The 17,542-nt window shown below is 55.1% G+C and carries 17 protein-coding genes; 6 read left to right on the forward strand and 11 right to left on the reverse strand.

Annotated elements, in window-relative coordinates:
* Window positions 1-55: 55 nt before the first annotated feature.
* Window positions 56-544 carry an FxsA family protein gene (locus Q0746_RS09050; RefSeq protein WP_298259403.1) on the reverse strand — a complete coding sequence of 163 codons (489 nt, stop codon included), beginning with the start codon at window positions 542-544 and terminating at the stop codon, window positions 56-58.
* A gap of 117 nt (window positions 545-661) precedes the next feature.
* Between Q0746_RS09050 and Q0746_RS09055 the strand changes: the two genes are divergently transcribed.
* From Q0746_RS09055 to Q0746_RS09065, 3 genes are read left to right on the forward strand one after another with little or no spacing between them, the layout of a single operon-like run.
* Window positions 662-1,318, forward strand: a complete 657-nt coding sequence (locus Q0746_RS09055; protein ID WP_298259404.1) for a Tim44/TimA family putative adaptor protein — start codon at window positions 662-664, stop codon at window positions 1,316-1,318.
* Window positions 1,319-1,362: 44 nt separating this feature from the next.
* Window positions 1,363-2,352, forward strand: a complete 990-nt coding sequence (locus tag Q0746_RS09060; RefSeq protein ID WP_298259407.1) for an MltA domain-containing protein — start codon at window positions 1,363-1,365, stop codon at window positions 2,350-2,352.
* A 4-nt stretch (window positions 2,353-2,356) separates the two neighbouring features.
* The gene (locus Q0746_RS09065) at window positions 2,357-2,950 is read left to right on the forward strand and encodes a Smr/MutS family protein (RefSeq protein ID WP_298259409.1); all 594 of its coding nucleotides are present in this window, start codon (window positions 2,357-2,359) and stop codon (window positions 2,948-2,950) included.
* On the opposite strand, the gene Q0746_RS09070 is transcribed toward Q0746_RS09065, so the two are convergent.
* Genes Q0746_RS09070 through hslU form a run of 3 tightly spaced genes read right to left on the reverse strand, consistent with a single transcriptional unit; the run spans window position 2,912 to window position 6,574 of the window.
* On the reverse strand, window positions 2,912-4,156 hold the full coding sequence (locus Q0746_RS09070; RefSeq protein ID WP_298259411.1) for an MFS transporter: 1,245 nt from the start codon (window positions 4,154-4,156) through the stop codon (window positions 2,912-2,914). The two genes, Q0746_RS09065 and Q0746_RS09070, sit on opposite strands and share 39 nt — an antisense overlap.
* The gene (locus tag Q0746_RS09075; RefSeq protein ID WP_298259413.1) at window positions 4,156-5,247 is read right to left on the reverse strand and encodes an alpha/beta fold hydrolase; all 1,092 of its coding nucleotides are present in this window, start codon (window positions 5,245-5,247) and stop codon (window positions 4,156-4,158) included. The genes Q0746_RS09070 and Q0746_RS09075 overlap by 1 nt, the downstream gene beginning before the upstream one ends.
* A gap of 4 nt (window positions 5,248-5,251) precedes the next feature.
* Window positions 5,252-6,574 (reverse strand): ATP-dependent protease ATPase subunit HslU, encoded by a 1,323-nt coding sequence (gene hslU, locus Q0746_RS09080; RefSeq protein WP_298259415.1) that lies wholly within the window; start codon window positions 6,572-6,574, stop codon window positions 5,252-5,254.
* Between the two features lie 161 nt (window positions 6,575-6,735).
* On the opposite strand from hslU, the gene Q0746_RS09085 reads away from it, so the two are divergent.
* Window positions 6,736-7,119, forward strand: coding sequence for a DM13 domain-containing protein (locus Q0746_RS09085; protein ID WP_298259417.1), 384 nt, complete (start codon window positions 6,736-6,738; stop codon window positions 7,117-7,119).
* Here Q0746_RS09085 and Q0746_RS09090 read toward each other — a convergent pair whose 3' ends face one another.
* A complete protein-coding gene (locus Q0746_RS09090) occupies window positions 7,120-8,208 on the reverse strand; it encodes a hypothetical protein (RefSeq protein ID WP_298259419.1) in 1,089 nt (362 codons plus the stop codon).
* A complete protein-coding gene (hslV, locus tag Q0746_RS09095; RefSeq protein ID WP_298259421.1) occupies window positions 8,201-8,758 on the reverse strand; it encodes an ATP-dependent protease subunit HslV in 558 nt (185 codons plus the stop codon). The genes Q0746_RS09090 and hslV overlap by 8 nt, the downstream gene beginning before the upstream one ends.
* A 175-nt stretch (window positions 8,759-8,933) precedes the next feature.
* On the opposite strand from hslV, the gene Q0746_RS09100 reads away from it, so the two are divergent.
* Complete coding sequence (locus tag Q0746_RS09100) at window positions 8,934-10,124, forward strand: Hint domain-containing protein (protein ID WP_298259423.1); 1,191 nt, start codon at window positions 8,934-8,936, stop codon at window positions 10,122-10,124.
* A gap of 62 nt (window positions 10,125-10,186) precedes the next feature.
* Here Q0746_RS09100 and infB read toward each other — a convergent pair whose 3' ends face one another.
* The 4 genes from infB to rimP are packed head-to-tail and all read right to left on the reverse strand — an operon-like array spanning window position 10,187 to window position 15,541.
* The gene (gene infB, locus Q0746_RS09105) at window positions 10,187-12,688 is read right to left on the reverse strand and encodes a translation initiation factor IF-2 (RefSeq protein ID WP_298259425.1); all 2,502 of its coding nucleotides are present in this window, start codon (window positions 12,686-12,688) and stop codon (window positions 10,187-10,189) included.
* Window positions 12,685-13,320 (reverse strand): RNA-binding protein, encoded by a 636-nt coding sequence (locus Q0746_RS09110; RefSeq protein ID WP_298259427.1) that lies wholly within the window; start codon window positions 13,318-13,320, stop codon window positions 12,685-12,687. Before Q0746_RS09110 ends, infB begins: the two co-directional genes overlap by 4 nt.
* 23 nt (window positions 13,321-13,343) lie before the next feature.
* Window positions 13,344-14,966 carry a transcription termination factor NusA gene (nusA, locus tag Q0746_RS09115; protein WP_298259429.1) on the reverse strand — a complete coding sequence of 541 codons (1,623 nt, stop codon included), beginning with the start codon at window positions 14,964-14,966 and terminating at the stop codon, window positions 13,344-13,346.
* The gene (gene rimP, locus Q0746_RS09120; protein WP_298259431.1) at window positions 14,966-15,541 is read right to left on the reverse strand and encodes a ribosome maturation factor RimP; all 576 of its coding nucleotides are present in this window, start codon (window positions 15,539-15,541) and stop codon (window positions 14,966-14,968) included. The genes nusA and rimP overlap by 1 nt, the downstream gene beginning before the upstream one ends.
* A gap of 224 nt (window positions 15,542-15,765) precedes the next feature.
* On the opposite strand from rimP, the gene Q0746_RS09125 reads away from it, so the two are divergent.
* Entirely contained in the window at window positions 15,766-15,894 is a 129-nt protein-coding gene (locus Q0746_RS09125; protein ID WP_298259432.1) for a hypothetical protein, read from the forward strand.
* 59 nt (window positions 15,895-15,953) lie between these two features.
* On the opposite strand, the gene Q0746_RS09130 is transcribed toward Q0746_RS09125, so the two are convergent.
* Entirely contained in the window at window positions 15,954-17,498 is a 1,545-nt protein-coding gene (locus tag Q0746_RS09130; protein ID WP_298259434.1) for an ABC transporter substrate-binding protein, read from the reverse strand.
* Window positions 17,499-17,542: the final 44 nt, after the last annotated feature.

Consider the following 17,542-nt stretch of genomic DNA (forward strand, 5'->3'; position numbering starts at 1 on the left):
TAAAGCGGTAAACTAACTTGGAATGTGCTTAACAGGTCGTCACAGTCGCCTCAACTCAATGCCGTGTCCAGCCTGAAGGTGGCCGATGTGTAGGTTGCGGCGTATCGTCATCCAATTCCGAGAACTCAGCGTCGATAACACCATCGTCCGCCTTTGGGCGCTCTTCACGATGATAGGACGTCTGAACAAAGCTTTGAACTTTCACCTTGCTGCGAAGCCAACGGAATAAAGCCAAGCGAACAGGCGGGATCAGCAAGGCGAACCCTACGGCATCCGTAAAGAAACCCGGCGTGAGCAACAGCAGGCCCGAGGCAAGTATCATCGCGCCATGAGCCAGTGATTCCGTGGGATCTTGGAACTCTTGTAGGTTGGATCGTATCTGAGACATCGCCAAAAGGCCTTGCGCACGGACAAGAAATGTCCCCAAAATTGCTGTTAAAACCACTATGCCGAGAGTTGACCACAGGCCCAGCCACCCGCCTACCTGAATGAATAGAGCGATCTCAACGATGGGAATCGTCACGAAAAGTAGAAATAGCCACATGGTAAAGCCTGTTCTTGAAAGAGCGTCTGGTGGACTTGTGTCCCCCTAGCACCTACATAAGAGGCTGAGTTCCAATTTGCCAACTTTACGGCACACAGAGGCGTTGAAGAGCACACTATGACTGAACTTCTAGTATTGGCGGGTATAGCCGTCTTTCTTATCCTGAAGCTGAAATCTGTGCTGGGCACACGTGAGGGTTTTGAGAAACCTCCGTTACCCATGCCAACGTCGAACGACCCAGCCCAAAAGGCGCGCCAAAAGTTTGAAGTGATTGATGGCGGTGTTGACCGCGATATCACCGATCATGTCGATGAAGACAGCAATGCCGCCAAAGCCTTGGCAGAGATGAAGCGCACCGACCCCAGCTTCGGGGTGAGCGACTTCCTTGGCGGCGCGCGCGGCGCCTATGAGATGATCCTAATGGCGTTTGAGTTGGGGGAAATCGACGACATTGCACCGTTTTTGTCCGGCGATGTTCTTGAAGCCTTTGAAGGGGTGATTGAACAACGCGAAAAAGAGGGCCTGTTGGTACAGGCAAACTTTGTTGGCGTTCGCGAAATGACGTTACTTGACGCTGAATTCGACAAAGACACCCGAGAAGGTGAACTGAAGGTCAAATTTGTAGGCGAATTGACCTCTGTGGTACGCGACGCGGCCGGCGACATTGTTGAGGGCGACCCAAATGAGATCAAACGCGTGAAGGACATCTGGACCTTCGCTCGTATCATGGGCAGCGATGATCCGAACTGGCAACTGGTCGCCACTGGAGAATGAGGCATGTCCGGCGGGCAGCAGCGATACTGGCGTTGGGGGCAACGATGACCCTCAACCCAGCGAATGCCGCGCCGACATATGAAATCCTCAAATTCGAAGACTTGGACGGCTGGGCAGATGATGATCACGCCGCCGCCCTTGCGGTGTTTCAGGAAACCTGTGCCGACATTAAGGACCCAGAATGGGCAACGCTTTGCGCTTTGGCCACAAGTCAGCCCTCTGCGCGCACATTCTTTGAATTGTTCTTTCGCCCCGTCTTGATCAATGGCGACGAAGACGCGCTATTCACCGGCTACTTTGAGCCCGAACTGCGCGGCTCTCGGACCCGCGGCGGCCCCTATCAATACCCGCTTCACCGGAAACCCCCAGAGGTCAGAAACGGAAGCACCTGGAGTTCCCGCCGCGCGATTGAAGAACAAGGTTTGCTGGAAGGCCGCGGTCTTGAACTTGTTTGGATCGATGACCCTGTAGAAAAGTTTTTCTTACAGGTTCAAGGATCTGGCAGGGTTAAACTTGCCGAAGGTGGCGCAATGCGCGTGGGCTACGGCGGTAAAAACGGCCATGAATATAAATCCATCGGCAAAGAGCTGATCCGCCGTGGCATCTACGAGCCACATCAAGTGTCAGCCCAAGTGATCCGAAACTGGGTAAAGCGAAACCCGATCGATGGCGCTGAATTACTGCGCCACAACCCGTCCTATGTGTTTTTTCGCGAGGTGTCCGAGGTGCCGTCCCACAAGGGGCCGCTTGGAGCGATGAACCGATCCATCACACCGATGCGTTCTATTGCGGTTGATCCCAAATATAACCTGCTGGGCGGGCCAATATGGATTGAAAAGGCCGGCGCTGATCCCCTGAACCGGCTGATGATTGCGCAGGACACCGGCTCCGCGATTAAGGGCGCGCAGCGAGCAGATATTTACTATGGCACCGGCGATCAGGCAGGTCGTGATGCGGGGCGAATTCGCGACAAGGGCCGCTTGGTTGCATTGATGCCTATCCAGACGGCTTATACTTTGGCGCCGGGCGGGTAGTGACATGAAACGCGGAAAAAGGCAGCTGAACCCCGAAGAGCAAGAGCTTTGGGCGCGCGTCACCGAGACGGCAATTCCGATGAAGCTGCATAAGAAGGTAAAATTTGCAGAAGAACCGGTGAAGGCCCGTGTGCCGGATCCTGTATCCCCGCGATCCATCAAGTCGTTCAAAATGGGTGAGCGCGCAGCGTCAAAAACAGCAAAACATAACCTGTCCCCCAGCTTGGAACAGCAGTTTGCCAAGTCTCATGTTGCGATGGATAAGAAAGCCTTCACGCGACTGAAGCAGGGCAAGCTTAGCCCTGAAGGGCGCCTAGATTTACACGGAATGACGCTGGATCAGGCGCACCCGCGGCTAAACCGCTTTATTTTGGATGCGCATGCTCAAGGTAAGCGGCTGGTTTTGGTGATTACCGGAAAAGGAAAAAGCCGCGATGACGGTGGCCCGATCCCTACCCGTTTGGGTGTGTTGCGCCATCAGGTTCCGCAGTGGTTTCAACAACACCCCTTGAAGCCACTTATCCTTCAGGTCTCGCAAGCCAGTTTGAAGCATGGCGGGTCAGGGGCGTATTATGTCTATCTGCGCCGGATCAGATAGCCGCATTCGCGCGGCCCGCAGCCCGACGAAGGCCAAGGCGGTGGCGATCACCATATAGATGGCGACGCCACTCATTTGTCTGCTGTAGTCGACGCCGTAATCAATGATTACCCCCGTCAACCCGGGCCCTACCGCAGAGCCAAAAACCATGATTGCAGTTGCCATGGCTTTGATGCTGCCCAGATGCCGCGTGCCGAAAAACTCGGCCCAGAAAGCAGACGGAAGGGTGGATTGCATACCAGAAGTCATCGCAAAGAGGGCAATCCCGATTGCTGCAACCAGCAGCGAATTGCTTTGTGAGAATATCAAAAAACCAAGTGCCAGAGGCAAGGTGTAGACGGCCATCATCCGGCCCGTTCCAAAGCGGTCAATTGCAAATCCGGAAGCAATCATCGAGCAAACCGCAACACCTGTATAAACAGGGAAAAGCTGAACCAGATCAAAGTGGCTCCACCCTTTCACCTCGGCCAAATGAACCTGCAAAAAGAAGAACGCCGTGCCAAATGCGGGCGGGCCTAACAAAACGGGCACGATCATCCAGAACGTCGGAGACCTGAACACCTGCATGCGGGTCCAGTGCATATTGTCCATTCCGGCTACTTGATTGTCAGCCGCGGAAGATTGCGGTGTGCGTTCCTGTTTTAACAGTCGAAAGATCACTGGCGACAGGACGATCAGCACCCCCGCAGCCACCAGCCAAGAGCTGCGCCAACCGATTAAACCCATCAAGGCCACAAACAAGATTGGCAGCGTTGCCTCTGCAATCGAAAAGCCAAAACTCGCCACCGCCAAAGCCCGCCCGCGCGCCGCCACGAACCAACGCGCCATCGCGGTGCTGGCGACATGGGTCGACATCCCCTGCCCCATCAAGCGTAAGACAAATATCAACGCCACAAGCATCGGCACCGACGACACCAACGCCATCGAGACACAGGCAAACGCGAGGATAAGTAGCACAAAAGGCCCCAACACGCGGACCCGAAACCTGTCGGTCAATGCGCCCGCCCAAATCATCGTCGCCGCTGATCCAAGCGTCCCTAGCATGTAGATCCCGCCCCAAGTGGCATGGGTCAGGTCAAACTCTGCTCGGATTTCGCCGGCAAATATCGATAAGAAGAAGGTCTGCCCAAATGAAGAAGCGAATGTCAAAACCAGACCGGCGCTTAGCCAGTTCAGGTTGCTGCGGATAAACCGGATTGTGTCCACTAGCGGGCCACTACAGGAGACAGAATAAGTTCCGTGACATTTTGCACCGACAAAATGGTTCCAGGAAGCAGGCCCGTGCGCCCGCCATCCCCCGATAATGCGGAGTCCAAGTCCGGAATTTGCCCCAACAACTTCAGCAACGCAGCAGAGCGTGCAGTGGCAAAATGATTTGTTCCGCCTTCGCTATAAGCCGTCACATCAATGTAAGTGATCTCGTAATCGGAAATCTCGGACACATCGGTTAGCCTGCCAAGGCGGTTTTTCTGACCGGTCAACCGTTCGATCAAGCGCAGCGCCCTATCCTTTTTGGACGAGAAGATAATGAACGGATCCGGCAGTTCACCAATAGCGTCAGCCTGCGTTTTGAACAGGTCCAAGTCCAGATCGGGCGACATCAGCACCACTCCGCCAATGCGGTTCAACACTTTTGTGTTGCCTGAAATACCAAGCTCTCGCAGGGTCTCCATTGTCACCATTGATCCAAGCGAATGTGCGACCAAAATGATGTTATTGACGTTGGACTTTGACACTTCCTCAATCATCCGGCGCAAACCGTCGCGGGCAAACAGTGCGCTGTCGCGGTCATAGGCATACCCCAGCGGGTTGGCGGCGGACGGCCAAGAATAAGACATCACTACACCCGGCAAGCCCATGTCATGGCTCATCTGTGCAATGCGGTACACGCCATCGCTGAACCGGTTGTTGAACCCGTGCACGAAGATAATGACGTCTCGGTTTTTGGAATTTGCACCCGCAAGCGCCTTGTTCAAATCAGAGCGCAACTCAGGGCCGCCACGATAGGATTTGGTGTTAGACACCAAGAAGTGTTTCTGCGGGTTTGGCTTGCTGTTTGGCCATTCAATGTTGCCAGCTTCATGTGCTGGCGGAATGGAGACATCGATCAACCCGTAGTGCGACTGCCGCGATCGTTTGCTGCCGAACGGCAACTGGTCAGTTTGGCGAGTCGTGGCGAAGAAAACAGGGCGCAAAGTGGCGGTTTGCTCTCCCTCCGGTAGTCGCGCAAAGCCACCTGAATGAGTACAGGCAGACATCACCAAGGTGACTACAAAAAGAAGAATTCTAGCCTTCATGTCACTACAATACATACCTGCTGAGATCAGCTGACTTGCTCAACTCACCAAGGTGCTGCTCCACAAATTCGGCATTTACCACAACTTCGTCCCCAGATCGGTCCGGTGCCGTAAAGCTAAGCTCTTCGAATACCCGTTCCATCACCGTATAAAGCCTGCGTGCTCCGATGTTTTCTACGGATTGGTTTACCTCGGCCGCGATACGCGCAAGGGCCGCGATACCTTCATCGGTGAAGGAGACGGTGACCTCTTCGGTCCCCATAAGGGCTGAATACTGGCGGGTAAGCGCGTTATCCGTTTCGGTCAAAATACGCACGAAGTCGTCTTCTGTGAGGGCGCGCAACTCCACGCGAATGGGCAAGCGCCCTTGCAACTCTGGTAACAAATCCGATGGCTTGGCAATGTGAAAAGCGCCCGAGGCGATGAATAGTACATGGTCGGTTTTTACTGGCCCATGCTTGGTTGAAACCGTCGTGCCCTCGATCAAAGGCAGCAGATCACGCTGAACGCCTTCACGACTTACATCAGCACCACGGGCGTCTGCACGGGCGCAAACCTTGTCGATCTCATCAAGGAAGACGATGCCATTTTGTTCAACGGCCTCAATTGCGTTCTGTGTGACGGTCTCTTGATCCAGCAGCTTGTCCGCTTCGTCAGCGACCAAAACATCATAGGAATCCGATACCTTCATTTTGCGCTTGCTGGTCTTGCCGCCCATCGCTTTGCCGAACAAATCGCCAAGGTTCATCATGCCAGCCCCGCCCGCGCCCATACCGGGTTGGCCGGGAACCTCAAACATCTGAAACGGGTTCCCACCGCTGTTGTCGGCGACATCCAGTTCGATTTCCTTGTCGTCCAACACGCCATCGCGGAGCTTCTTGCGGAACATTTCGCGGGTACCTTCGCGCGACTCCGGTCCGGCCAATGCGTCGATTACACGCTCTTCTGCGGCTTCATGCGCTGCGGCTTTTACGTCTTCGCGCATATGCTCGCGGGTCATGACAATCGCCGCATCAACCAAATCGCGCACGATCTGCTCCACATCACGGCCCACATAGCCCACCTCTGTGAACTTTGTGGCCTCGACCTTCAAAAACGGTGCACGGGCCAATTTTGCCAAACGACGGGAAATCTCTGTTTTGCCCACACCCGTTGGCCCAATCATAAGGATGTTCTTCGGGTATACCTCGTCGCGTAGATCATCTGCCAACTGCTTACGACGCCAGCGGTTGCGCAAAGCTACGGCAACGGCGCGTTTGGCGTCGTTTTGGCCGATGATAAAGCGGTCCAGCTCAGACACTATTTCGCGTGGGGTCAGGTCGGTCACGTTGGCATCCTTTTAGGTTCGGGAGTGTTTTAGACATATGACCACGGCCCCGCAACTTGAAGGGCGGTTTTCACAGGAAGTGACGTTTCCGTGTAAGGGACTATCGCAGATGCGGATTTCAGAGAATACTCCGCCCATCGCATTAACTTATGGAGCACCCCATGATTACTCGTCGTTCAATTCTTCGCGGCGCAATTGCCGTTTCGACCGTTGCTGCAATGCCTGCATTTGCGGGTGGTCACGGCCGCATTGGTAAATTCAAAGGCGCTAGCAACCACGTAACGACCGGTCGCGCAGAACTGGTAAAATCCGGCAAAGGCGGCACGGTAGAGCTGCTGGGCGATTTTACCTTTGATGGCGCGCCAGATCCGAAAGTTGCGCTGGGAAAGGACGGCTTCGATCCCAAGACACTTATGGGCGCACTGAAGTCGAACAAAGGCGCATCTACTTACAAATTGCCAAAAGGCATCAACCCAGACGACTACAATGAAGTCTGGATCTGGTGTGAAAAGTTCAACGTTCCGTTGGGCGTCGCCAAGTTGTAATTACTCCGACACCGCCAGCCCGTCCTCATAAGGCGGCAGGCGTTGTTTTCCGGGGAAGTTCGGCAACAAGCCCAGCAACCATGCACGGGCTTGCGTCCAGAACGCCCCTAGCGAGGTCACGAACAGGCCAAGCACCAGCATTGTGACGACAGGGGCCCAATCGGTCCCTGTTTCACGAATGGCAGATGCCAAAAGCAATCCCATGTAAACGAGGCCTGCGGTCAAAAAGCTGCGGCGGTCAATGATGACGGCCAACAAGGTGAACAGCGCTAGAACGACGATCGCAAGGCTGGTGCCAATTGTGCCGCCCATCTGGTAGTTTGACATGACCAAAGTGTTCACCAACGCAGGTGCCGCAAGGATATGAAGCCAAAACGCGGATGCGGACTTGCGGCTAACGCGGTGCGGGTCCTGAAGGTCGAAGCGTAGGGCGGCGATGAAGGCGATAACCCCGAAGATCAACGTACCTACAGCCAAAGAGGGCTCATTCCTAAGATCAAAAAAGTCGGTGAGATTGTTAAAGACAGTAGCTCGTGACGGCGTTGTGGCGTCAACAATACCTGTCATCAGCAAAATACCAAATAACCCCAACAGTAGCATCGCGAATGGCAATTTGAAAAACCGGTAGTATAGCGCCATGCCCGCCATTCCAATGATGCCGACGATCATGGCGTTCTGGGGCGGCGCAGGGGTGCTTAAGTCGTCATAAATCACCGCATAGATTACCGCTGTGAGGCTAAGGGCAAAGGAGATGCTAAGCGCGATTGAGGGCAGCGACATGCGCCGCCTTTTGGTGAAATAAAGCGCAAGCGCCCACGATAGCGCCAATGCCACCAACGGTACAAATGCAACGTCGCCCAGTAATGCAGACAGGCTCAATAGACCTGTCATTAGCAACCCCAAACCGACAGTAACAAAAATTTCAGCAAAGCCTTTGAACAGCTCGAACGGTTCATCATCGCCGATCATATTGGCGCGGTAACCCTGCCTTTGATCTGACAGGATCATCAGCTTGCTGGCTTGTGTCTCGTCCAACACACCGGATGACACCGCTGCGCGAAGGTCATCGCGCGATACTCCCTTATCCACCAATTGTCTCCACGGTCAGGTTGCCGTTGGTATATACGCATATGTCGGCGGCAATTTTCATCGCCTCTCGTGCGACGGTTTCGGCGTCTTTGTCTGTACCCATCAACGCGCGGCCTGCGGCCAATGCGAAGTTCCCGCCGGATCCGATAGCGGTGACGTCATGTTCTGGCTCCAAGACGTCCCCTGCGCCGGTGATCACGAACAAGTCTGTACCGTCGGTGACGATTAACATGGCCTCTAGGTTCTTCAGATATTTATCGGTGCGCCAGTCTTTTGCGAGTTCCACCGCTGCGCGCGCCAATTGACCGGGAACGGCCTCAAGTTTGCTTTCTAGGCGCTCCAGCAACGTAAAGGCGTCTGCGGTGGAGCCTGCAAAACCTGCAACGACGTCCATCCCACCCGGTGATAGGCGCCGTACCTTGCGTGCTGTGCCCTTCATCACGGTTTGACCGACAGAAACCTGCCCGTCCCCTGCGATGACGACTTTGCCGCCTTTGCGGACGCCGATGATGGTGGTGCCGTGCCAGCCCGGGAATGTGTCGTCAGACATGCTGCTCTCCTGTGTTCGTTGGGGACATATAGTCATGGTTAAGCGGGGGCGCAAAGAGGAGACAGGGGGGCAAGCGTACTGTGTGGCCCATCGCCTTCCGACTTTCCCCGTAAATTTTCTACAAATTTAAGGTAAAATCAGATCATTCAAACCTCTAGATACAGAGACTAGGAAGATGCCCGATCTATTACTGGGCGGCATTGCGATAAATGAGGTCCTCGTCGACCCCAATGGCGCAAACAACTTTGACACGGATGGTAGCGGTGCCGCACGCGGCGCTGACGAATTTCTTGAGCTCATTAATACCTCTGGGAGTGCAATAGACATCTCTGGTCTGGAGCTGTGGGACGCCGGACGTGACAACTGGTTTACCTTTCCACCTGGCAGCATTCTTGAGGCAGGCGCAGTGGCCGTTGTTGTGCGGAATGTGCAGTCAGGGGGTAGCCTGCCCAGCGTGTCGGGCGACAACTTGGCCTTTGATGCCGATTTCGGAAGCGGGGTGTTCAACAACGGGGCCGACAATCTAGTGGTCTATGACCCCGTAAACGACGAATTCATTCAAGCAACCTATAACGGCGACACGTTGGATGACCCGACGACGGGGCCAAACTACGCTGGCTTTTCGAGCACAGCGACACGCGTCGGCTCGGGGGAAGACTTCGGCAATGATCAAGACGGGTTTTCAATCCAACGCAGCGGGGCAGGATTTACCAATGACGCAACCCCAACCCCCGGATCATCAAACGTTTGCTTTGCGTCCGGTACGTTGCTTGAAACACAAAACGGGTTCCAAACCATAGAAACCCTGCGCGCAGGCGATTTGGTCAAAACCCGTGATGCGGGCCTGCAACCCATCCGTTGGATATTTGCGCGCCACGTAAGTCGCGCCGAGGTGAGAGCCGATGAGACCCTTGCACCCCTTCGGATTGCCGCAGCAACGCTACATCCCGATCAATCGACTTTACGAGTGTCTCGTCAGCATAGGTTGCTGGTGCGAGGTAAGGTAGCGCAGCGTATGTTCGGTGAAAGTGAAGTTCTTGTGCCAGCCAAGGACCTTTTGGGGTGTTCTGGTGTTGCCTTAGACAAACCAAAGGCTGCGTTTTACTATTTTCACGTCCTTTTGGATGAACACCATGTCCTGAATGCCAATGGCGTCGCGGCAGAAAGTTTGTTTTTGGGCGCGGAGACGATGAATATCTTGACCGACGCTGCGCGCGAAGAGCTAGAGGTGCTGTTTCCCCAGCACCACGAGGAAACGCTGCGGCGCGAATTTGAAGCTGCACGAAAGCTGAGATCAGGTGCGCGGGCAAGATGGATGATCGAGCGGTTTGAAAAGAACTCAAAGGTGGCTTTGGTCAGCTTCTAGTTCGCACAAAAAAGGGCCCCGACATTGCTGTACGAGGCCCGTTTGAATTCTTGTTGTGAAGCTTAGTCCAGCGTGCGCTCGACCTCTTCGCGGGTGAAAATCTCGATGACATCTGCCGCACGAATGTCGTCGTAGGCTTCAAACGCCATGCCGCACTCTTGGCCGGATTGAACTTCTGGCACTTCGTCTTTGAAGCGCTTCAGGGTTTTCAATGTGCCTTCGTGGATCACAACGTTGTCGCGTAGCAAACGGACCCCAGCAGAGCGGCGGGCCACCCCTTCGGTCACGATACAACCAGCAACTTTGCCGACGCCGGTAACCTTGAAGACTTCTTTGATCTCGGCGTAGCCGATGAAGTTTTCTTTGATCTCGGCAGACAGCAGACCGGAGGCAGCTTGCTTCACGTCATCCACAAGGTCGTAGATGACCGAGTAGTACCGGATCTCCACGCCTTTTTGGTTGGCGGTGTTGCGGGCCGGTGTGTTGGCACGAACGTTAAAGCCAAACACTGGTGCGCCGGAAGCCTCGGCCAAGCCGATGTCGCTTTCGGTGATCGCACCAACGCCAGAGTGAAGAACACGAACGCGAACTTCATCGTTGCCGATTTTCTCCATCGCTTGAACGATCGCTTCGGCAGACCCTTGAACGTCGGCCTTCACCAAGATTGGCATCTCGGTCAGGTTTTCGTCGTCTTTGGCTTTTGCCATCAGCTGCTCAAGGGTTGTTGCGGCACCAGCGGCGGCGCGTTTGTCCTTGGCGGCCTTTTCGCGGTATTCAGCGATTTCACGAGCCTGAGCTTCAGTATCCACCACGTTCAAAACGTCACCAGCTTCGGGCGTACCGTTGAGGCCAAGAACCTCGACCGGAACAGATGGGCCAGCTTCTTTGATGCGGTCGCCTTGGTCGTTGATCAGCGCACGAACCTTACCGTACTGCTCACCCACAACGAAGATGTCGCCTTGGCGAAGTGTACCATTTTGAACCAGAACAGTCGCAACAGGGCCACGACCCACATCAAGCTGCGCCTCGATCACGGCACCAGAGGCGGCGCGATCGGGGTTGGCTTTGAGTTCCAGAATTTCTGACTGAAGCGCTATGGCCTCAAGCAATTGGTCCAGACCTTGGCCGGTTGTCGCAGACACTTCAACGTCTTGGACGTCACCGGACATTTTCTCAACGATCACTTCGTGCTGAAGCAAATCGGTGCGAACTTTGTCTGGGTTGGCGTCATGTTTGTCGACCTTGTTGATCGCAACAATCATCGGCACCTTCGCCGCTTGGGCGTGGTTAATAGCCTCAATGGTTTGCGGCATAACGGCGTCGTCAGCAGCCACAACCAGAACAACGATGTCAGTTACCTGAGCACCACGGGCACGCATCGACGTAAACGCCGCGTGACCCGGAGTATCAAGGAACGTCAGCAGGCTGCCATCTTGGTCAACCTGATAAGCACCGATGTGCTGGGTGATACCGCCAGCTTCACCCGCAGTAACGCGAGCGTTGCGGATCGCATCCAGCAGGGATGTTTTACCGTGGTCAACGTGGCCCATGATCGTGATCACTGGGGCGCGTGGCGACAGGTCTTTTTCGTCGTCGTCGATCTGTGTGATGACGTCTTCAACATCCGCATCGGATACGCGAACGACCTTGTGGCCAAACTCTTCGATGATCAGCTCAGCGGTGTCAGCGTCAATTGTTTGTGTCTGCGTGGCCATGATGCCGTTTGTCATCAAAGCTTTCACAACATCTGCAACGCGCTCCGACATGCGGTTTGCCAACTCAGAAACAACGATGGCTTCTGGCAGTTGAACGTCACGAACAACCTTTTCGCGCTCAACTGATCCACCCATTGCCTTTTGACGCGCACGCTCTTGCTTGCGCTTCATGGCTGCCATGGATTTGTGACGGCCATCGCCGCCGCGCAAAGCTTGGTTCAACGTCAACTTGCCAGAGCGGCGGGCGTCGTCGTTGCGGTTCTTTGCGTTTTTGTTGTCGCGATCGTCACGATCACGGCGGGCAGGTGTCGGGGCAGCTTTGCCGCCGCCACGTGGGCCGGATGGTGCAACTGCAGGCTCGCCAGGAGCAGCCGCCGCTGCGGGGGCAGCCGCTGGTGCTGCTGCGCGGGCTTTGGCTTCTTCAGCTTCGCGTTTCTTGCGTGCCTCTTCTTCGGCCTTGGCCTTCAAAGCGTCTTCGCGTTCTTTTTCCTGACGCTCTTTGGCTTCAGCCTCGGCGCGGCGACGTTCGCGGCGTTCCTGCTGTTCGGCCTCTTCGCGTGCACGGCGTTCCGCGTCTGCTGCTTCTTGCTCCTTTGCGGCCTGAAGCGCCTTCATGCGGCGTTCCATTTCCGCATCAGAGATGCCCGCAGGGCGTTTGGAAGGATCGCCCACCGAAGGGGATCCAGTAATCGAAGGCTTCGCGCCACCGGGTTTGGGCACAACCACGCGCTTACGCTTGGTTTCCACCACTACATTCTTGGTGCGCCCGTGGCTGAAGCTTTGCTTCACGTTGCCGGGGCGTGCGCCAGAAGAAAGGCCTAGGGGTTTTTTACCGTCACTATCGCTCATGCGTCGTCTTTTCCTTTCGGGCGGGATTTCTTTCCGCCGCTATGTCCGCGGACACCTTTCAGCTTGATGCCCTCAACCTTGATCTGTCGGCTGAGGCCACCTGCCGTTAAGGCGCCATGTATCACACTTTCCCGACCGAATGCCAAACCCAATTCCTGAGAGGTCAAACAGCCAATAAAAACGTCTTTTCCGGGAGGCGAGTGAAGCTTTGATTTGCCCCGCTCCGACCCATCACTTGCTTGTACCAAGAGGGTAGCGAACTCGTTCTCCAACAAGCTCTTTACCTTCTCGTAACCGGTGACCGCCTGCCCCGCCTTCCGCGCGAGCGAGATCAAATCAACCAAACGACGTGCCAGCAACTTCTCGGTCTGCTCGAACAAACCATCTGGCACGGTCACTTGCTCCTTGGCGGAGCGAGAGAAAGCCTTCGTCTTGATCGCCTTTTCCAAGGCTTCTTTTTCGGCGCTCACCCAAATGCCACGGCCGGGCAGTTTGTTGCGAACGTCTGGTACGGCCTGACCTTCAGGCCCTACCACAAAACGGATCATATAAGCTGGGTCACGCAGCTCTCCCGTAGCGATACACCGTCGCTTTGGGCCGTCTTGCTCGTTTTCTTGACCGCCGCGGCTCATGCCGGGATCCCTGAGGCCTGAGATCAGGCCTCAGCCTCCGTAGCGTCTTCAGAACCTTCTTCGGCGTCATCTTCCTCGGATGCCAAATCAGCAGGATCAACCCAGCCAAGCTGGATACGAGCGGTCATTACCATGTTCTGCGCCTCTTCCAGAGACACATCGAAGGGCTCCAAAACGCCGTCGTCCTTGGACCGTTCGCCATTCACTGTTGTCCAGCCACCGGCCAGTTCCCAGTCAGCACAGGTCGCGAAATCTTCTAGCGTTTTAACGTCATCCTTAGCGAGCGCTTCGACCATTTGAGGCGTCAGGCCGTCAAATTCGATGAGGCTGTCCTGCGCGCCCAGTTCGCGGGCGGCTTCCAATGCCTTTTTGGCTGCGGCTTCCAGATAGTCGCGGGCACGGGCCTGCAATTCGGAAGCTGTGTCGCCGTCGACGCCGTCGATGACAAGCAATTCGTCAACTTCGACATAAGCAACTTCTTCCAAAGAGGTGAAGCCTTCGGACACCAGAAGCTGTGCAAAGAACTCGTCCAAATCCAACGATTCCATGAACAATTTGGTGCGGACTTCGAACTCGGCTTGGCGACGCGCGGATTCTTCTTCCTCAGTCATGATGTCGATATCAAGACCAGTCAGTTGCGACGCAAGGCGAACGTTTTGACCGCGACGACCAATCGCCAAGGACAGCTGCTCTTCTGGGACAACAACTTCAATGCGCTCGGCTTCTTCGTCCAGAACAACCTTGGAGACTTCAGCAGGCTGAAGCGCGTTCACCAAGAATGTTGGCTGGTCTTCGTTCCAAGGGATGATGTCGATTTTCTCGCCTTGCAGCTCGTTGACGACAGCCTGAACACGGGAGCCACGCATACCAACACAGGCCCCAACGGGGTCGATAGAGGCGTCGTTGGAAATCACAGCGATCTTCGCGCGCGAACCAGGGTCGCGGGCAACGGCTTTGATCTGGATGATGCCGTCATAGATCTCTGGAACTTCCATTTTGAACAGTTCCGCCATGAATTGCGGGTCGGTCCGTGACAGGAAGATCTGAGGTCCACGAACTTCGCGGCGCACATCTTTGATGTAGACGCGGATGCGGTCGTTCGGGCGGTAGCTTTCGCGGCCGATCTTTTCGTTGCGGCGCAGAATGGCTTCGCCACGACCGATGTCGACGATAACATTGCCGTACTCTTCGCGTTTGACCTGACCGTTGATGATGGTGCCGGCCTTGTCTTTGAATTCTTCGTACTGACGGTCACGCTCGGCTTCGCGCACTTTCTGCAAGATAACTTGCTTGGCGGATTGCGCGGCGATGCGGCCCATTTCTACTGGCGGAACTTCGTCAACGATGGTGTCGCCCACTGCCGGATCGTCAAGGTAATCCTTGGCGTCCTCGACGTTCAGCTCGGCGCGGTCGTTTTCGATCATGTCGTCTTCAACCACGGTACGCACGCGGGTAAATGTTGCCTTGCCGGTTTTCCGGTCGATGGAGACGCGAATGTCCAACTCAGCGCCGTAACGCGACTTGGCCGCGCGGGCGAGGGATTCTTCCATCGCTTCGACCACCAGTTCCGGGTCGATCATTTTCTCGCGGGCCACAGCTTCTGCGGTTTGCAGCAGCTCGAGTTGGTTGGCTGAGGTAATTGCCATTAGTCGTCTCCTTCACCATCGACGATTTGTTGAACTTCGTCGAATTGGGTTTCGTCAATTTCGCCCGCGTCTTTGCGGTTTTTAAGTACGTCGCGGATCAGCTCGTCAGTCAGAACCAATTTTGCGTCGGTGAGCCATTCGAATTTCAGGCCAATGGTGCCTTCTTCAATGGTAATCAGAACCTCGTCGCCTTCGGTGCCAGCAAGCTGGCCTTTGAAACGGCGACGGCCGTCGATCAATTCTTCGGTTTCGATCTTCGCCTCATAGCCGTCCCACATGCCAAAATCCTTCAGGCGCGTCAGGGGGCGGTCGATGCCAGGGCTAGAGACCTCCAGATTATATTCACCCGAAATGGGGTCTTCGACATCAAAGATCGCGGACAGGGCCGTCGAAATTTTGGCGCAGTCATCAACTTCAATGCCGCCTTCAGGCTTTTCGGCCATAACTTGGACGATATCGGTTTTGCCAGTCTGAAGGCGCATCCGCACGAGTTCATACCCCAGCCCCTCGATGACGGGTTGGGCAATCTCGGCCAGACGACGGTCGATGGCGGCTTTGGCGATCAGATCAGACATAACTTCCTTAGAGGCACAAAAAAACGGGCGCGCGGCCCGTTGATGTTTCCCGGTGGGCGCTGGGGGTGGAAGCCAGCGCGCCGCTGTTAAGAGGGGATATAGGCCAAGAGGGTCGAGTCTGCAAGTTTTGTTTGCGGTTGTTCTACTGAGGGCCGCAAACGGGTCCAAAATCTGCCCTATTCCCAAATTAACCATTCAAACAGTCAATTTGGAAGGATTTGAAAATGGACTTTATCAGCTTTGGCGCCTTGGCGTCTGTCGGTGGCGGCGCATTCTTGTGTGGCGTGGCCGTTATGTATGTTGTCATGAACCGCACGTGGAAAAAGCGTGACGCGGAACGCGCAGCAACCTAACCAATTAAAAACGCCCCGCCAAAGTGACGGGGCGTTTTTTTATTCTTTTGTGGGGTCGCTTACGCGAACCACCAACGCTCCATGAAGCGGGAGCTGTCCATCTGGAACACGTTCCCGATGGTTCCGGAGCTCGCCAGTTTCGTAGAGTGCGCGTCAACGTAGTTCGCATACATTGGAATGACTGTGCCGCCCTCTTTGGACATCAAGCTCTGCATTTCAGTGTATTGCTCTTTACGCTTGGCGCTGTCGAGTTCCGCACGGGCAGACAACAGCAGCTCTTGGAAGCGAGCATTTTCCCAGCCAGTGTCATTCCACGGAACACCTGTTTCATAGGCGGTCGAGAACATCCAATCTTCGGTTGCGCGGCCAGACCAGTAGCAAGCACACCAAGATTTTTTCAACCAAACGTTAGACCAGTAGCCATCGTCTGGCTCTTGAACCACGTTGATGTTGATACCACCGGCTTTGGCAGATGCTTGATACAGTTGTGACGCATCCACCGCACCGGCAAACGCGGCATTCGCAGCCGACAGATCAACGTCCAAGCTGTCGAGACCAGCTTCCTTGAGGTAGAACTTGGATTTGTCCGGATCATAGGAGTTTTGCTCCAGATCGGCGGCGTAATACTGGTTTGCTGGGCCGATTGGGTGGTCATTGGCGACTTTGCCGTGACCTTGCAAGATCTTGTCGACCAGCTCTTCACGGTTGATGCCGTACTTCAGAGCCTTGCGAACATTCAAGTTATCAAATGGCGCGGAGCCTGTTTGCATTGGGAAGGTGAAGTGCTGGTTGCCAGTCACCTCCATGATGGTGACCATCGGGTTAGCCTTGAGCAATGCTTCTGTTTTCACATCCACACGGTTCACGGCATCCACTTGGCCGGTCATCAACGCGTTCATACGCGCGGAAGAGTCGTTGATCGCGATAACTTCTACTTCGTCGAAGTGGCCTGCGGAATCGCCTTTGTAGTGGTTGGCAAAACGCTTACCGACGAAACGAACGCCAGGATCGAAGGATTCGACTTGGTACAATCCTGTACCGATGCCTTTGGCGATGGCTTCATCCACTTGGCCCGCAGGGAACATCAAGATGTGATAGTCCGACAGCAGGAACGGGAAGTCAGCATTGCCCGCAGCCAAAGTCATCTGGATTTCGTGATCGTTGATTTTCTTCATCTCGGAGATGGCAGAAACGATCGGTTTGGCAGCAGATTTCGCGCCTTCAGCAGTGTGCATGCCCAAGGATTCGATCACGTCGTCCGCGCCAAATGCTTTGCCGTTGTGGAAGGTTACACCCTGACGCAACTTGAATGTCCAAGTCTTCGCATCAGCGGAGGCTTCCCAGCTTTCAGCCAATTCACCTTTCAGTTGGCCGTCTGCGCCAACTTCGGTCAGGCAGTCAAATACAGCACCGTGGGCGCACATGATCATGAAGCTATCGGAGTGCGTACGGCCATCCCAGCTATCAGAGGTGTTCGCGCCAGCAATACCAAGGCGAAGCTTACCGCCCTGTTTGGCCTGCGCGCGAAGCGGTAGGCCGGTAGCGGATAGTACGCCAGCAGCAACACCCGTCTTAAGCAGGCTACGTCTTGAAATTTGTGACATTGAGGTCTCCCAGTTGGTTTTTGTGAGTAGCGGTTCAGCCGCAG

The organism is uncultured Litoreibacter sp., from assembly GCF_947487515.1.
Classification (GTDB): domain Bacteria; phylum Pseudomonadota; class Alphaproteobacteria; order Rhodobacterales; family Rhodobacteraceae; genus Litoreibacter.

What these genes read in the sequence shown, in the direction of transcription:
- Q0746_RS09050 (WP_298259403.1), bottom strand. Translation starts at nt 544, where the DNA reads ATGTGGCTATTTCTACTTTTCGTGACGATTCCCATCGTTGAGATCGCT.
- Q0746_RS09055 (WP_298259404.1), top strand. Translation starts at nt 662, where the DNA reads ATGACTGAACTTCTAGTATTGGCGGGTATAGCCGTCTTTCTTATCCTG.
- Q0746_RS09060 (WP_298259407.1), top strand. Translation starts at nt 1,363, where the DNA reads ATGACCCTCAACCCAGCGAATGCCGCGCCGACATATGAAATCCTCAAA.
- Q0746_RS09065 (WP_298259409.1), top strand. Translation starts at nt 2,357, where the DNA reads ATGAAACGCGGAAAAAGGCAGCTGAACCCCGAAGAGCAAGAGCTTTGG.
- Q0746_RS09075 (WP_298259413.1), bottom strand. Translation starts at nt 5,247, where the DNA reads ATGAAGGCTAGAATTCTTCTTTTTGTAGTCACCTTGGTGATGTCTGCC.
- Q0746_RS09085 (WP_298259417.1), top strand. Translation starts at nt 6,736, where the DNA reads ATGATTACTCGTCGTTCAATTCTTCGCGGCGCAATTGCCGTTTCGACC.
- hslV (WP_298259421.1), bottom strand. Translation starts at nt 8,758, where the DNA reads ATGTCTGACGACACATTCCCGGGCTGGCACGGCACCACCATCATCGGC.
- Q0746_RS09100 (WP_298259423.1), top strand. Translation starts at nt 8,934, where the DNA reads ATGCCCGATCTATTACTGGGCGGCATTGCGATAAATGAGGTCCTCGTC.
- infB (WP_298259425.1), bottom strand. Translation starts at nt 12,688, where the DNA reads ATGAGCGATAGTGACGGTAAAAAACCCCTAGGCCTTTCTTCTGGCGCA.
- Q0746_RS09110 (WP_298259427.1), bottom strand. Translation starts at nt 13,320, where the DNA reads ATGAGCCGCGGCGGTCAAGAAAACGAGCAAGACGGCCCAAAGCGACGG.
- nusA (WP_298259429.1), bottom strand. Translation starts at nt 14,966, where the DNA reads ATGGCAATTACCTCAGCCAACCAACTCGAGCTGCTGCAAACCGCAGAA.
- rimP (WP_298259431.1), bottom strand. Translation starts at nt 15,541, where the DNA reads ATGTCTGATCTGATCGCCAAAGCCGCCATCGACCGTCGTCTGGCCGAG.
- Q0746_RS09125 (WP_298259432.1), top strand. Translation starts at nt 15,766, where the DNA reads ATGGACTTTATCAGCTTTGGCGCCTTGGCGTCTGTCGGTGGCGGCGCA.
- Q0746_RS09130 (WP_298259434.1), bottom strand. Translation starts at nt 17,498, where the DNA reads ATGTCACAAATTTCAAGACGTAGCCTGCTTAAGACGGGTGTTGCTGCT.